The sequence below is a fragment of the Thalassobaculum fulvum genome (assembly GCF_014652915.1).
Classification (GTDB): domain Bacteria; phylum Pseudomonadota; class Alphaproteobacteria; order Thalassobaculales; family Thalassobaculaceae; genus Thalassobaculum_A; species Thalassobaculum_A fulvum.
In genome coordinates this window covers 1-14,894 of sequence record NZ_BMZS01000001.1, presented here as the reverse complement: position 1 = coordinate 14,894, position 14,894 = coordinate 1, and the positions used below count along the sequence as shown (strand labels likewise).

The 14,894-nt window shown below is 70.5% G+C and carries 14 protein-coding genes; 7 read left to right on the top strand and 7 right to left on the bottom strand.

All coding sequences use genetic code 11. The features are described 5' to 3' along the window. Window positions 1-70: 70 nt before the first annotated feature. Window positions 71-1,036 (top strand): cupin domain-containing protein, encoded by a 966-nt coding sequence (locus tag IE246_RS28080; protein WP_189986871.1) that lies wholly within the window; start codon window positions 71-73, stop codon window positions 1,034-1,036. Continuing rightward, window positions 1,033-1,605 carry a GNAT family N-acetyltransferase gene (locus IE246_RS00065; protein ID WP_189986870.1) on the top strand — a complete coding sequence of 191 codons (573 nt, stop codon included), beginning with the start codon at window positions 1,033-1,035 and terminating at the stop codon, window positions 1,603-1,605. The genes IE246_RS28080 and IE246_RS00065 overlap by 4 nt, the downstream gene beginning before the upstream one ends. Window positions 1,606-1,759: 154 nt before the next feature. Here the strand turns inward: IE246_RS00065 and ada are convergent, their stop codons facing one another. The 5 genes from ada to IE246_RS00040 all read right to left on the bottom strand — a co-directional run bounded on the left by ada (window position 1,760) and on the right by IE246_RS00040 (window position 5,036). Further along, window positions 1,760-2,881 (bottom strand): bifunctional DNA-binding transcriptional regulator/O6-methylguanine-DNA methyltransferase Ada, encoded by a 1,122-nt coding sequence (gene ada, locus IE246_RS00060; RefSeq protein WP_229836119.1) that lies wholly within the window; start codon window positions 2,879-2,881, stop codon window positions 1,760-1,762. Between the two features lie 136 nt (window positions 2,882-3,017). After that, window positions 3,018-3,377: a type II toxin-antitoxin system PemK/MazF family toxin gene (locus IE246_RS00055; protein WP_189986869.1), complete on the bottom strand. Its 360-nt coding sequence runs from the start codon at window positions 3,375-3,377 to the stop codon at window positions 3,018-3,020. Continuing rightward, window positions 3,364-3,579: a type II toxin-antitoxin system PrlF family antitoxin gene (locus IE246_RS00050; RefSeq protein WP_189986868.1), complete on the bottom strand. Its 216-nt coding sequence runs from the start codon at window positions 3,577-3,579 to the stop codon at window positions 3,364-3,366. Before IE246_RS00050 ends, IE246_RS00055 begins: the two co-directional genes overlap by 14 nt. A 66-nt stretch (window positions 3,580-3,645) precedes the next feature. After that, window positions 3,646-3,942 (bottom strand): MoaD/ThiS family protein, encoded by a 297-nt coding sequence (locus IE246_RS00045; protein WP_229836118.1) that lies wholly within the window; start codon window positions 3,940-3,942, stop codon window positions 3,646-3,648. A 2-nt stretch (window positions 3,943-3,944) separates the two neighbouring features. After that, the gene (locus tag IE246_RS00040; RefSeq protein WP_189986867.1) at window positions 3,945-5,036 is read right to left on the bottom strand and encodes a sialidase family protein; all 1,092 of its coding nucleotides are present in this window, start codon (window positions 5,034-5,036) and stop codon (window positions 3,945-3,947) included. Between the two features lie 364 nt (window positions 5,037-5,400). Here IE246_RS00040 and ugpB point away from each other — a divergent pair, with 364 nt between their 5' ends. The 4 genes from ugpB (at window position 5,401) to IE246_RS00020 (ending at window position 9,761) form a co-directional block, all read left to right on the top strand. Beyond that, a complete protein-coding gene (ugpB, locus tag IE246_RS00035; protein ID WP_189986866.1) occupies window positions 5,401-6,723 on the top strand; it encodes a sn-glycerol-3-phosphate ABC transporter substrate-binding protein UgpB in 1,323 nt (440 codons plus the stop codon). 106 nt (window positions 6,724-6,829) lie between these two features. Then, entirely contained in the window at window positions 6,830-7,714 is an 885-nt protein-coding gene (gene ugpA / locus IE246_RS00030) for a sn-glycerol-3-phosphate ABC transporter permease UgpA (protein WP_189986865.1), read from the top strand. Window positions 7,715-7,716: 2 nt separating this feature from the next. After that, window positions 7,717-8,652 (top strand): ABC transporter permease subunit, encoded by a 936-nt coding sequence (locus tag IE246_RS00025; protein WP_189986864.1) that lies wholly within the window; start codon window positions 7,717-7,719, stop codon window positions 8,650-8,652. 11 nt (window positions 8,653-8,663) lie between these two features. After that, a complete protein-coding gene (locus IE246_RS00020) occupies window positions 8,664-9,761 on the top strand; it encodes a sn-glycerol-3-phosphate import ATP-binding protein UgpC (RefSeq protein WP_189986863.1) in 1,098 nt (365 codons plus the stop codon). A gap of 30 nt (window positions 9,762-9,791) precedes the next feature. On the opposite strand, the gene IE246_RS00015 is transcribed toward IE246_RS00020, so the two are convergent. Continuing rightward, a complete protein-coding gene (locus IE246_RS00015; RefSeq protein WP_189986862.1) occupies window positions 9,792-11,231 on the bottom strand; it encodes a TrkH family potassium uptake protein in 1,440 nt (479 codons plus the stop codon). 153 nt (window positions 11,232-11,384) lie between these two features. Continuing rightward, window positions 11,385-12,824 (bottom strand): TrkH family potassium uptake protein, encoded by a 1,440-nt coding sequence (locus tag IE246_RS00010; protein WP_189986861.1) that lies wholly within the window; start codon window positions 12,822-12,824, stop codon window positions 11,385-11,387. A gap of 116 nt (window positions 12,825-12,940) precedes the next feature. Between IE246_RS00010 and IE246_RS00005 the strand changes: the two genes are divergently transcribed. Beyond that, on the top strand, window positions 12,941-14,725 hold the full coding sequence (locus IE246_RS00005) for an SLC13 family permease (protein ID WP_189986860.1): 1,785 nt from the start codon (window positions 12,941-12,943) through the stop codon (window positions 14,723-14,725). Window positions 14,726-14,894: the final 169 nt, after the last annotated feature.

Below are 14,894 nucleotides of genomic sequence, written 5' to 3'. Positions count from 1 at the left end.
CCGATGCGTTTCATCCTGACGGGCCGGCCCGGCGCGCGCTAGGCTGGGTCGTCACGACCTGGAGGCCGCCATGTCCCGCACCGCGTCCGCGCAACCGTCGGAACTTCCCCGGACCGGGGCGCTGATGGGCGACCCGCCGACCGCGGCGGCGACGCCGGCCCAGGCCCGGGCCCGGTTCTTCAACTCCGGCAACGCCTTCAACCTGAAGCTGGCCGCCGTGCCGCGGGCCCGGTTCGACGCCGCCCGCGACGCGGCGATGGCCGGGGACGCCGCCACCGGCGCCTATGCCATGGACCAGTCGGCGGCGCTCGGCTGCGGCTTCCCGGCGACCACGCCGCTGGTGCTGGCGCGCTATCTGCGGGTCAACCCGAGCGAGACCCTGGCGACCGGGTTCGCGGCCAGCGGCGAGGTGCACTACGTGATCGCCGGCAATGGGGAAACCAAGATCGCCGGCGAGACCATGGCCTGGGGGCCGGGCGACGTCATGGTGCTGCCGGGCGGCGGGCCGGTCGAGCACCGGGCCACCGGCCCGGACGCCGCCATCCTGTGGACCGTGACCAACGAGCCGGCGCTGGCGTTCGAGCGGCTGTGTCCGCCGGCGCCCGGCACCGCGGCGATCGACCCGGTGCACTACCCGGCGGCCGAGATCGACCGCCAGGTCGCGGTGCTGCAGGCCATGCCGATGGCCGCCGACCAGGCCGGGGTGGCGCTGATCTTCTCGGGCGAGCGCACCGCCGACAGCCGCAACGCCATGCCGTCGCTGACCCTGGCGCTCAACACCCTGCCGCCGGGCGAGCACCAGCGCGCCCACCGCCACAACGCCGCCGCCATCACGCTCTGCATCGAGGGCGAGGACTGCTTCTCGACGATCGACGGCCACCGAATCGACTGGTCGCCGTTCTCGACCATGGTGACGCCGCCGGGCGAGGTCCACAGCCACCACAACGGCGGCCCGCGCGGGGCCCGGTTCCTGATCGTCCAGGACGGCGGCTGGCACTACCACGCCCGCACCATGGGCTTCACCTTCGAGGAATGAGCAACCCGTTGCACCGCAGCCGCCGGGCCACCGAAATCCGGTTCCCGGAGACCCTCGACCTCGGCGCCACCGTGCTGCGCCAGCTCCGCCTCGGCGACGCCGAGGCGGTGTTCCGGCGCTACGCCGCCGACCCGGAGGTGACGCGCTGGCTGACCTTCCGGACCCTGCGGGACGTCGAGGAGGCGCGCGGCTTCTGCACCCTGATGGAGAAGGAATGGGAGGCCGGGCTGACCTACACCTATGCGCTGCTCGAGCCGGGGGACCCGACGCCGTTCGGCACCGTCTCGGCGCGGGTCGACGAGTTCCACGTGTCCTTCGGCTATGCCATGGCGCGCGACCGCTGGGGCCGCGGCCACGGCTCGCGGGCGCTGTCGGCACTGGTCGAGGCAGCGCTGGCCCAGGACGGCATCTTCCGGGCCTGGGCGTTCTGCGACGCCGAGAACCCGGCCTCGGCCCGGGTCATGGAGAAGGCCGGCATGACCTACGAGGGCCGGCTGCGGCGCTGGCACGTGGCCCCCAACGTGTCGCCGGAACCGCGCGACTGCCTGGCCTACGCCAAGGTGAGATAGCGGGGCATTCCCCACTTCACCCTCATCCCGGCCGGAGCGGCAACGCCGCGCAGAGCCGGGACCCACGACGCGGCGTACCGATGGGTCCCGGATCTCCCCCGGCTCAGAGCCGGGGTCGTCCGGGATGAGGGCTGTGGGTGAGCGACAAACAGGGTCACCCGCGTCCCGCCGCCGCCCGCTCGGTCTCCAGCAGCGCTCGCTTGCGCTCGACGCCCCAGCGGTAGCCGCGCATGGTGCCGTCGGTGCCGATGGCGCGGTGGCACGGCACGATCAGGGCGACCGGGTTGTTGGCGCAGGCGCTGGCGGCGGCCCGCACCGCCTTCGGCCGGCCGGCGGCGGCGGCGAGCTCGGAATAGGTCCGGGTCTCGCCCATCGGGATCGCCCGCAGCGCCTCCCAGACCTGGCGCTGGAACGCGGTGCCGCGGACGTCGACCGGCAGGGCGGCGTGCGGCTCGTGGCCGTCGAGGGTGGCGGCGACCTCGGCCACGGTCTCGCCGAGCCCCTCGGGGTCGGCCGCCAGCTCGGCCTTCGGGTAGTCGCCGCGCAGCTCGTCCAGCAGGGCGCCGTCGTCGTCGCCGATGCCGACGAAGCAGATGCCGGTCCGGGTCGCCCCGACGATCACCCGGCCCAGCGCGGTGTCGGCGTACGCGTAGGCGATCACCGCGCCCTCGCCGCCCTTGCCGTAGCTGGCCGGGGTCATGCCGAGCTGGGCGCCGGCCTTCTCGTACAGCCGGCTGGACGAGCCGTAGCCGGCACCGTACAGGGCGGAGGCCACGCCCTCGCCGGATTTCAGGTTGGCCTTCAGCCGGCCGAGCCGGCGGGCGTCCCAGTACTGCCGGGGCGTGATGCCCATCACCGCCTTGAAGGTGCGTTGCAGGTGGAACGGGCTGAGCCCGGCGGCCTCGCCGAGCTCCTCGAGGGTCGGCGCGGTCTCCTCGGCCGACTCGATCAGCCGGCAGGCGGCCCGCACCGCGTCCAGCCGCGGGTCGCGCGGCATCGAGGCGTCCGGGCTGCAGCGCCGGCAGGCCCGGAAGCCGGCGGCCCGCGCCTCCTCCGGCCGCGCGAAGAACCGCACGTTGCCGCGCTTCGGGGTGCGCGACGGGCAGTGCGGCCGGCAGTAGATGCCGGTGGTCGTCACCGCGGTGATGAAGTGGCCGTCGGCCGCCCGGTCGCGCGCCTCGACCGCCCGATAGCGGGCGTCGTCGGTCGCGTAGCGGTCGGTCGAACTGGAAGTGAGGGCCGTCATGGCCGGGATGGTAGCGGATTGGGCGGTCACGGTCGCCTCCATGGCTCGTCTCGTGAGCCCAGGATGGCGAGGTTCGCGGGCCGGCGCGTTCCGGTTCTTGCGGGGGCGGTGAATTCGCTCAGTCGAGCGAAGGCGCGGCTCGGCGGCGTGATCGACATTGCTGCCCTCAGGGGCGTGTAGCATCCATTGCCGGCGACAGATGTCTGGCGAGTGCGTCCGATACCGCCGTTCTGTCCTGCATCGGCAGGACACCGAGCCGTTCCGCATCTCGGGCGTCGATGACGGCGATCTTCGCCGTGCGCACGACGGATGCGGCCGGCAGGCCGGCCACCCGGAGATCGCTGACGGCAACGTCCGACGGCCAGGCCCGGTTCTCGGCGCTGGTGATCATCAGTACCCAGAGCAACCCGTGCGACTCCAGCAGGTCACCGGCGGCGATCACCAGCGCCGGTCGCCGCTGCCGTGTGGGCCGGTCCGTGTAAGGAAACGGCAGCTTGACGATGTCCCAGACATCAAAGGTCGGCATAGGCTTTCCGGTCGGCCTCCGACTCCCATTCGGTGAAGGTCCGGAACGGGTCGTCGGCAGTCTCCCGGGCCAGCCGCGTGATGATCACCCGCCCGGCCTCGATGCTGTAGGCGATCTCGTCGCCCTCGCGCAGGCCGAGGGCCGCCCGGACCGGCTGGGGAATCGTCGTCTGCGCCTTGCTGGTCAGCTTGCTGGTGATCATGGCACACCGCGGGTAAGGAATATCCTTACATTGGTGGTCGGCCCGATCCCAGTCAAGGTCCGCGACCTACCCCCCGCTGACCGCCGTCAGCACCACCACCGTCGAGCCCTCGCGCAGCGGCGCGTCGAGGGCGGCGCGCTCGCCGTCGACGAACACGTTCATGTGGCGGCGGATGGCGGGGCGGGAGTCGCAGATCCGGTCGCGCATGCCGGGCCAGCGGGCGTCCAGGCCGGCGATCGCGTCCGCCACGGAGGCGGCGCGCAGCTCGACCCGGCGGACCGAGCCGGGGAACAGCCGCTGCAGCACCCCCGGCAGGATCACCGTCACCGCCGGTCCCGATCCGACCATCACACCCTCGGCCACGCTCAGTCCTCCAGCACCAGGGTCTCGACCGACAGCACGGTCGGCAGGTGCTCGGCGATCCGCCGCCAGCTTTCGCCCTCGTCGGCGCTGGCGTACAGCTCGCCCGAGCCGGTGCCGAAATATACCCCGGCCGGCTCCAGCACGTCGGTCGCCATCGCCTGGCGCAGCACCCCGAAGAACACGTTGCGCTGGGGCAGGCCGTCGCGCAGGTCCTGCCAGGAGGCGCCGGCGTCGCGGGTCCGCCACACCGCGCATGCGCCATCGGGCACGGTGCGGCCGACGGCGTCGCCGTTCAGCGGCAGCAGGTACAGGGTGTTCGGGTCGCGCGGGTGGGCGGCGGCCGGGAAGCCGAAGCTCGACGGCAGCCCGTCCTCGATGCTCTGCCAGTGCCGGCCGCCGTCGTCGCTGCGGTACATGCCGCAATGGTTCTGCTGGTACAGCCGGTCCGGCATGCCCGGGGCCGCGACCAGGCAGTGCACGCACTGGCCGAATTCGGGATAGCGCTGCTCCTCGGGCAGGAAGTCGCAGCGGGTGCCGTGGTTGCGCGGCTCCCAGGTGGCGCCGCCGTCGGCGCTGTGGAACGCCCCGGCGGTCGAGATCGCGACCCACAGCTGCCGGTCGTCGTCCGGATGGCGGACCAGGGAGTGCAGGATGAGCCCGCCGCCACCCGGTTGCCAGTGGGCGCGCGACGGATGCTCGCGCAAGCCGGGAACATGGCTCCAGGTGGCGCCACGGTCGTCGCTGCGGAACAAGCCGGCCGGCTCGACCCCGGCGTACAGTGCGCCGTCGCCACGCGGGGCCGGCGCCAGGCTCCACACCGCCCTGATCGGCTCCTCGCCGGCGGCATAGGCGAGGCCCTGGCTGGAATGGCTCCAGGTCGCCCCCAGGTCGTCGCTGCGCCAGACCGCCGGGCCGAACCACTCGTTGCCGCCGCCGGCCCAGATGGTGCCGGCCGCCGGATCGCCGATCACGTGGTTGATCGGCCAAGTCTCGCAGAACGGCCCGCGAAGATCCCAGGTCCGACGGCCGTCCGAACTTTCGAAAATGAACGCACCCTTTTTGGTCCCGATCAACAACAGGATCCGCGTCGCCATGCCGTCCTCCCTCCGAACCGGTCGTTCACGATGTTGTTAAGTTGATATCAACTTTCCAGCCCGACGTCAAAGCGGACGGGACCGCCAGCGCCGCCCGGCATGCGGATTAACCGAAGCGTCACAAACAATTCACCGAACCGACACGGAACGCCAATAGGGTCCGCCCGACCCTGCGTACCGGACGATCCCGCTCCGGAATGCGCGTGTCGCCGGGAAGGGATGGACGCGGCGGTCGGCTCGTGTTCGAATTCGAAAATCCTGGATGGACGCGACGCACTCTTCGACTACTATGGAAGGGATGGCCGGGTCGTGGGGGACGACCCGTCCCGACTGCTGACGACAACCCCCAGAGGGAGACGATTTCATGACGTTGCACCGGAAGTTCGCCGCGGTGGCGGTGGGCGCCTTCGCCCTGACCGCGGCTGGTCAGGCGTTCGCCCAGACCGAGATCCAGTGGTGGCACGCGATGGGTGGCAAGCTCGGCGAGAAGGTCGAGTCGATCGCCGCCGGCTTCAACGCCAGCCAGGGCGACTACAAGGTCGTGCCGGTCTACAAGGGCAACTATACCGAGACCATGACCGGCGCGATCGCGGCGTTCCGCGCCAAGAAGCAGCCGCACATCGTCCAGGTGTTCGAGGTCGGCACCGCCAGCATGATGGCGGCCAAGGGCGCGATCTACCCGGTCTACCAGCTGATGAAGGACGCCGGCGCCGAGTTCGATCCGAGCGCCTACCTGCCGTCCGTGACCGGCTACTACACCGACACCGACGGCAACATGCTGTCGATGCCGTTCAACAGCTCGACCCCGGTCCTGTACTACAACAAGACCGCGTTCGCGAAGGCCGGCCTGGACCCGAACACCCCGCCGAAGACCTGGCCGGAAATGGGCGAGTTCTCGAAGAAGCTGCAGGCCGCCGGCATCGCGTGCGGTTTCACCACCGGCTGGCAGAGCTGGGTGCAGATCGAGAACTTCTCGGCCTGGCACAACGTGCCGATCGGCACCAAGGAGAACGGCTTCGCCGGGCTCGACACCGAGTTCAAGATCAACAGCCCGCTGCACGTGAAGCACATCGGCCAGCTGGCCGAGTGGCAGAAGTCGAAGATCTTCGACTACGGCGGGCGGCGGTCCGACAGCGCTCCGAAGTTCTACAACCAGGAGTGCGCCATGTACATGAACAGCTCGGCCGCGCTGGCCGGCATCAAGGCCAACGCCAAGGACTTCGAGTTCGGCGTCGGCATGCTGCCGTACTGGCCGGACGTGGCGGGCGCGCCCCAGAACTCGATCATCGGCGGCGCCACCCTGTGGGTGCTGACCGGCCACAAGAAGGCCGAGTACAAGGGCGTGGCGGCGTTCTTCAACTACCTGTCGTCGGCCGAGGTGCAGGCGGACTGGCACCAGTTCACCGGCTACCTGCCGATCACCACGGCGGCCTACGAGCTCAGCAAGAAGCAGGGCTTCTACGAGAAGAATCCGGGCGCCGACGTCTCGATCAAGCAGATGACGCTGAACAAGCCGACCCCGAACTCCAAGGGCCTGCGGTTCGGCAACTTCGTGCAGATCCGCGACATCATCAACGAAGAGCTCGAGGCGATCTGGGCCGGCAAGAAGTCGGCGCAGGAAGGCCTCGACGCGGCGGTGTCGCGCGGCAACGATCTGCTCCGCAAGTTCGAGAAAGAGAACTCCTGACCGGAGTCGCCTGACCGGGCGCGCACGGGGCCAAGTGCCCCGTGCGCGGCCTTCCCTTTGTGCCTAGAATTCGGTTCGGGCCGAGATCGCCGCGGGGGCCGTCGACTTGATCAAGCGCGTCACCTTCAAGCACAAGTGGCTGCCCTACGCGCTGCTGGCGCCGCAGCTGCTGATCACGCTGGTGTTCTTCATCTGGCCGGCCAGCCAGGCGCTGTACTACTCGGTGCTGCAGCAGGACGCGTTCGGGCTGCGGGTCGATTTCGTGGCCTTCGACAACTTCGCCTACCTGTTCTCCGACCCGACCTATCTGGAGTCGTTCGAGATCACCATCATGTTCAGCGTCTCGGTGGCGCTGATGTCGCTGTCGTTCGCGCTCATCCTGGCGGTGATGGCGGACCGGGTGATCAAGGGCGCGACCGCCTACAAGACCCTGCTGATCTGGCCCTATGCGGTCGCCCCGGCGATCGCCGGCGTGCTGTGGTACTTCCTGTTCAACCCGGCGGTCGGCATCAACGCCTGGATCCTGCGGGCCTGGTTCGGCTACGACTGGAACCACACCCTGAACGGCACCGACGCGATGCTGCTGATCGTGATCGCCGCCGCCTGGAAGCAGATCAGCTACAACTTCCTGTTCTTCCTGGCCGGCCTGCAGGCGATCCCGCGCTCGCTGATCGAGGCCGCCGCGATCGACGGCGCCTCGCCGCTGAAGCGGTTCTGGACCATCGTGTTCCCGCTGCTCAGCCCGACCACCTTCTTCCTGGTGGTGGTCAACATCGTCTACGCCTTCTTCGACACCTTCGGCACCATCCACGCGACCACCCGCGGCGGGCCGTACGGCGCCACCAACACCCTGGTCTACAAGGTGTTCAATGACGGCTTCATCGGCCTCGACCTGGGCGGCTCGGCGGCCCAGTCGGTGGTGCTGATGGTGATCGTGATCACCCTCACCGTGGTGCAGTTCCGCTACATCGAGCGGCGGGTGGAGTACTGACGATGGTGGAAAACCGTCCCTGGCTGACCGTCTTCTCGCACTTCGTGCTGATCCTCGGGATCGGCGTGGTGGCGCTGCCGCTGTGGGTGACCGTGGTCGCCTCGACCCATGCCGGGGAGGACCTGCTGACCTCGCCGATCCCGATGTGGTTCGGCGACAACATGGTCGACAACTACCGGCAGATGCTCGGCTCCGGCATGCAGCACGTGTCCGGCCAGCCGCTGACCCTGATGATGTTCAACAGCCTGGTGATGGCGCTCAGCATCGCGATCGGCAAGATCGCGATCTCGCTGATCGCGGCGTTCGCCATCTGCTACTTCCAGTTCCCGCTGCGCATGACCTGCTTCTGGATGATCTTCATCACCCTGATGCTGCCGGTCGAGGTACGGATCCTGCCGACCTACGAGGTCATCGCCAACGTCTTCACGCCGCTGACCAAGCTGCTGAACCTGCTGGGCATGGAGGGCACCGAGATCGTACTGCCGGGGATCACCATCGACCTCGATCTCAGCATGCTGGACAGCTATGCCGGGCTGACCCTGCCGCTGATCGCCTCGGCGACCGCCACCTTCCTGTTCCGGCAGTTCTTCCTGACGGTCCCGGACGAACTGACCGAGGCCGCGCGGATCGACGGCGCCGGGCCGCTGAAGTTCTTCCGCGACATCCTGCTGCCGCTGTCGCGCACCAACATCGCGGCGCTGTTCGTGATCCTGTTCATCTACGGGTGGAACCAGTACCTCTGGCCGCTGCTGGTCACCACCGATCCGGCCTACGTCACCATCGTCATGGGCATCCAGAGCATGGTGAACGTCGCCGACATCGAGCCGCAGTGGAACCTGGTGATGACCGCCGCGACCCTGGCCATGCTGCCGCCGGTCGCCATCGTCATCGGCATGCAGCGGCTGTTCGTCAAAGGCCTCGTCGAAACCGAGAAGTAGGAAAGCCGCGGATGGCGGAGCTGCAGATTTCAGCCGTCGAGAAGGTCTACCCGAACGGCTTCAAGGCGATCCACGGGATCGACCTGGAGGTCGCCGACGGCGAGTTCATCGTGCTGGTCGGCCCGTCGGGGTGCGGCAAGTCGACCCTGCTGCGGATGATCGCCGGGCTGGAGACCGTGACCGGCGGCACCATCCGGATCGGCGACCGCATCGTCAACGAGCTAGAGCCGGCCGACCGGGACATCGCCATGGTGTTCCAGAACTACGCCCTGTACCCGCACATGTCGGTCTACCAGAACATGGCCTACGGGCTGCGCAACCGCGGCTTCCCGAAGGACCAGATCGAGCAGCGGGTGCAGAAGGCCGCCGGCATCCTGCAGCTCGACGGCCTGCTCGACCGCCGGCCGCGCCAGCTCTCGGGCGGCCAGCGCCAGCGCGTCGCCATGGGCCGGGCGATCGTGCGCGAGCCCTCGGCGTTCCTGTTCGACGAGCCGCTGTCCAACCTGGACGCCAAGCTGCGGGTGCAGATGCGGGTCGAGATCAAGCAGCTGCAGCGCCGGCTCGGTACCACCAGCGTCTACGTCACCCACGACCAGATCGAGGCCATGACCATGGCTGACCGGCTGGTGGTCATGAACGCCGGCGTGGCCGAGCAGATCGGCACCCCGATCGAGCTGTACGACCGGCCCAGCAGCGTGTTCGTCGGCGGATTCATCGGCTCGCCGGCGATGAACTTCCTGGCCGGCCAGGTCGACACCGACGGCCGCCACCTGCTGCTCGGCAACGGCGCCCGGCTGGCGCTGCCGGCCGACGGCGCCCCGGCCGAGCCGAACCGGCTGGTCACCATCGGCGTGCGGCCCGAGCACCTGGCGCCGGCCGAGGACGGGCCGCTGCGGTTCGAGGTCGAGCTGGTCGAGCACCTCGGCGCCGACACCCTGCTGTACGGCGAGGCGTCGGCGGCGACCGGCGGCGGCAACGGCGACAAGGGCGGGCTGGTCACCGTGCGGCTGTCGGGCCATCACGCCCTGGCCATGGGGACCGTGCTCGGGCTGACCGCCGAGCCGGCTCAGCTGCACCTGTTCGACGCGGCCACCGGCCGGCGGCTGTAGCGGCCGGCCGGGACCCGGCGGGGCCGGCGGTCAGCGCCGCCAGAAGCCCGGATCGAGCATGACCAGGACGGTCAGCAGCTCGAGCCGGCCGAGCAGCATGGCGAACGACAGGATCCACTTGGCGGCGTCCGGCAGCGGCGCGAAGGTCCCGGCCGGGCCGGCGATGTCGCCGAGCGCCGGGCCGACATTGGTGATCGCGGTGGCGGCGCTGGAGAACGCGGTCACCAGGTCGACGCCGGTGGCGGTCAGCGCCACCGTGGTCAGCGAGGTCACGCCGCCGAGCAGCAGGATGAACGCGGTCACGCCCTGCACCACCTCGGGGCTGACCGGCCGGCCCTGATAGACCTGCGCGACCACCCGGTGCGGCCGGATCATCTCCTGGACGATGATCCGGAACCGGCTGAACAGCAGCTGCCAGCGGAAGATCTTCACGCCGCCGGCCGTCGAGCCGGTGCAGCCGCCGCAGAACGTCAGCATCAGCACGGTCGACGCCGCCAGCGGACCCCAGTTCTGCCAGTCGTGCGAGGCGTAGCCGGTGGTGGTGATCACCGAGGCGACCGTGAACACGCCGTGCCGCAGGGCCTCGAGCGGATCGTGGCCGCTGCCGACGGCGGTGCCGGCCAGGATCAGGCCGCCGACCAGCACGACCCCGAGCATCGGCGGGATCTGGCTCCACGGCACGAAGCCCGAGGTTCCGCGCACCAGCTGGACGTACCACAGGAACGGCACCGCCCCGGCCAGCATGAACACCACCGAGGCCCACTGCGCGGCCGGCGAGAACCCGCCGAACGAGGCGTCGTGGGTCGAGTAGCCGCCGGTCGAGACCGTCGTCATGGCGTGGTTGAGGGCCTCGAACTGGCTCATGCCGGTCAGCCGGTAGCCGATCGCCGACGCCACGGTGAGGCCGAGATAGACCGCGAGCAGCCAAGTCGCGAGCTCGCGCGGGCGGGCCAGGATCTTGTCCGAGGTGTCCGACGACTCGCGCTTCATGAGCTGCATGCCGCCGACCTTCAGGAGCGGCAGCACCGCGACCGCCATCGCGACGATGCCGATGCCGCCGACCCACTGCAGCAGCGAGCGCCACAGCAGAACCCCCGGCGGCAGCTTGTCGAGCCCGGTGATCACCGTCGACCCGGTGGTGGTGAGGCCGCTGACCGACTCGAAGTAGGCGTCCGCGAGCGACAGGTTCGGGACCGTCCACATGAACGGCAGCGCCGCCACCAGCGGCAGGATCAGCCAGACCCCTGCGGTCAGCAGGTAGGCCTCCCGTACGCCCAGCTTCTTCGGGCCGCCGCGGGCCGCCAGCATGGCGGCTGACCCCAGGAACGCCGGCACCGCCACGCAGGGCAGGTACTCCGAGGCATGGTCGGCCTCGAGCCACAGCTCGACCAGGGCCGGGATGGCCATGGTCGCCGACAGCACCAGGACCAGGATGCCGCCGATGAACACGACGGGCCGGAACTCCGGCATGTCACAGTCTCCGTATGGTACGCCCGGCCCGGCCCCGGGTGCCCGGATCTCGGGCGGGCCGGTCGAGCGGCCGGCAGACTGCTCCCAAGCGCGGCGCCGCACAAGCCCGCTTGTTGCAGGTGCGAAGGCGGCGCCGCGGCCGGCCGCCGGCCCTCAGCGCCGCCAGAAGTCCGGGTCGAGCATCACCAGCACGGTCAGCAGCTCGAGCCGGCCGAGCAGCATCGCGAACGACAGGATCCACTTGGCGGTGTCCGGCAGCGGGCCGAAATTGCCGGCCGGGCCGGCGATGCTGCCGAGCGCCGGGCCGACGTTGGTGACGGTCGAGGCGGCGGCCGAGAACGCGGTCACCAGGTCGAGGCCGGTGGCCGCCAGCAGGACGGTGGTCAGCGCCGTCACCCCGCCGACCAGCAGCACCAGCACCATCACGCCCTGCACCACCTCGGGGCCGACCGGGCGGCCCTGATAGACCTGGGCGACCACCCGGTGCGGTCGGATCAGCTCCTGGGTGGTGATCCGGAACCGGCGGATCAGGATCTGCCAGCGGAAGATCTTCACCCCGCCGGTGGTCGAGCCGGTGCAGCCGCCGCAGAACATCAGCACCAGTGCCATGGCGGCGGCGAACGGTCCCCAGGACTGCCAGTCGTAGGAGGCGTAGCCGGTGGTGGTGATGATCGAGGTGACCGAGAAGATGCCGTGGCGGACCGCGTCCATGACGTCGTGGCCGGCGAGCACCGCCGACCATGCCAGCAGCAGGCCGCCGACAACGACGACGCCCAGCATCGGCGGGATCTGGCTCCAAGGAACGAACCCCCAGGTGCCGCGCACCACCTGGATGTACAGCAGGAACGGCACCGCGCCGGCCAGCATGAACACCACCGACACCCACTGCGCCGCCGCCGAGAAGCTGCCGAGCGAGGCGTCGCGGGTCGAGAACCCGGCGGTCGAGACCGTGGTCATGGCGTGGTTCAGGGCGTCGAACCCGCCCATGCCGGCCAGCCCGTAGGCGATCGCGCAGGCCAGGGTCAGGCTCAGATAGATGCTGAGCAGCCAGGTCGCGAGCTCGCGCGGGCGGGCCAGGATCTTGTCGGAGGTGTCCGAGGACTCCCGGCTCATCAGCTGCATGCCGCCGACCTTGAGCAGCGGCAGCACGGCGATCGCCATCACCACGATCCCGATGCCGCCGACCCATTGCAGCATCGAGCGCCACAGCAGCACGCCCGGCGGCAGGTGATCGAGGCCGGTGATCACCGTGGCGCCGGTCGCGGTCAGGCCGCTGACCGCCTCGAAATAGGCGTCGGTCAGCGACAGGTTCGGCACCGTCCACATGAACGGCAGCGCCGCCGTCAGCGGCAGCACCACCCACAACCCGGTGGTCAGCAGGTAGGCCTCGCGCAGGCCGAGCTTCATCGGCCCGCCGCGCGACGCCAGGATGGCGGCGCAGCCCAGGAACGCCGGCACGGCCACGCAGGGCAGGTATTCCGGCGCGTGGTCGGCTTCCAGCCACAGCTCGACCAGGGCCGGGATGGCCATGGTCGCCGCCAGCACGAGAACGAGAATGCCGCCGATGAACACGACGGGCCGTAGCGCGGGCATCCCCTCCCTCCGGCGGAACCCCAGGATCCGGACTCCCGACCGGCCGATGCGCGGCGCGACGCGGGATCGATGAGCGGCTAAGGTGTCCCGATCCCCCGCGGGGCACAAGAGCGTCCATGAGCTTCGATCAGTCCGCCATCCTCGCCGTGCTCGTCGCCGTGGTCGCCCTGTTCGTGTGGGGGCGGCTGCGGGTCGACGTGGTCGCCCTGCTGGCGCTGTCGGTCTCGGTGGCGATCGGCGTGGTGCCGGCCGACACCGCGTTCGCCGGCTTCGGGCACCCGGCGGTGATCACCGTGGCCGCGGTGCTCGGCCTGTCGGCGGCGCTCGGCCGGACCGGGGTGATCGACCTGATCGCCTCGCGGATCGGCCGGCTGTCGGACAACCGGACCGTCCAGACCTCGGCGCTGTGCGGGCTCGGCGGGGCGCTGTCGGGGTTCATGAACAACGTCGGCGCGCTCGCCCTGCTGATGCCGGTGGCGCTGTCGATGGCGCGGCGCGGCGGGTTCCGGTCCGGCATGATCCTGATGCCGCTGGCCTTCGCCACCATTCTCGGCGGCATGACCACCCTGATCGGCACGCCGCCGAACCTGCTGGTCTCCGGGTTCCGCCGCGAGACCGCCGGCCAGGGGTTCGGCCTGTTCGACTTCGCCTGGGTCGGGGTGCCGCTGGCGCTGGCCGGGATCGCCTTCGTGACCCTGGTCGGCTGGCGGCTGCTGCCGGTGCGCGGACGGACCGGCGGGTCCGACGACCGGCCCTTCGACATCGCCTCCTACCTGACCGAGCTGCGGGTGCCGGAGGGCTCGGCGGTGGTCGGCAAACGGCTGGACGAGGTTCTGGAGGGGGTCGAGAACCCGCCGGTGGTCGACGCCCTGATCCGCAGCTGGAACCAGGTGGTGCGCCGCCTGCATCACGCGGTTCTGCAGCAGGGCGACGTGCTGCTGGCCGAAGGCGAGACCGAGTCGATCCAGGCGCTGGTCGCCAAGGGCTTCGAGCTGGTGCCGGCCAAGGAGCTGGAGCGCGGCGACGGCGGCGGGCTGGTCGGCCGCGAGGCGCTGGCGCTGATGGAGGTGGTGGTGCCGCCGCGCGCGTGGATCGAGGGCCGCACCCCGGCGACCATCGACCTGCGCGCCCGCTACGGCCTGAACCTGCTGGCGATCGCCCGCTCCGGGGCGTCGCTGGAGCGCCGGCTGCGCGACCAGCGGTTCGCCGCCGGCGACGTGCTGCTGCTGCAGGGCGAGCGCGAGGGGCTGCTGGAGGCGGTGCGGGCGATCGGCTGCCTGCCGCTGGCCGAGCGGCGGATCGCGCTGCAGCCCGGCCGCGCGCTGGTGCCGCTGGCGGTGTTCGGCGCCGCCGTGCTGGCGACCGCCTTCGGCCTGTTCCCGGCGGCGGTCTCGCTGGTCGCCGCCCTGCTCGGCATGGTGCTGGCCCGCACCATCGCGGTCCGCGAGGTCTACGACGCCATCGACTGGCAGGTGCTGGTGCTGCTGGCGGCGATGATCCCGGTCGGCGGCGCGCTGGAGAGCACCGGCGCCGCCCGGCTGCTGGCCGAGGGCCTGGCCTCGCTGGCCGGCGAGCTGCCGCCGCGGCTGCTGCTCGGCCTGCTGCTGGTGCTGACCATGACCCTGTCGGACGTCATGAACAACGCCGCGACCGCGGTGGTGATGGCGCCGATCGCGATCGGGGTGGCGGCGGCGCTGGGGGTCGACGCCGACCCGATGCTGATGGCGGTCGCGGTCGGCGCCTCGGCGGCGTTCCTGACCCCGATCGGCCACCAGAACAACCTGCTGGTCATGGGGCCGGGCGGCTACCGGTTCGGCGACTACTGGCGCATGGGGCTGCCGCTGGAGGTCCTGCTGACCGCGCTGGCGGTCTGGCTGATCCCGGTGATGTGGCCGTTCTGAAGGGGGTGCCCGTCGCTTCGTGGGTTCCGGCTCGATCTCGCCTCCGGCGATCCGGTCCGGAATGACGAGGGGAGAAGAAGCGCCTCCCCCAACCTGTCGTCATTCCTGTATGCGCGGGCCACCGTTTCGAGATGGCGAGGAGTTGTTCGCGATCTGGATTTGGAGGCAG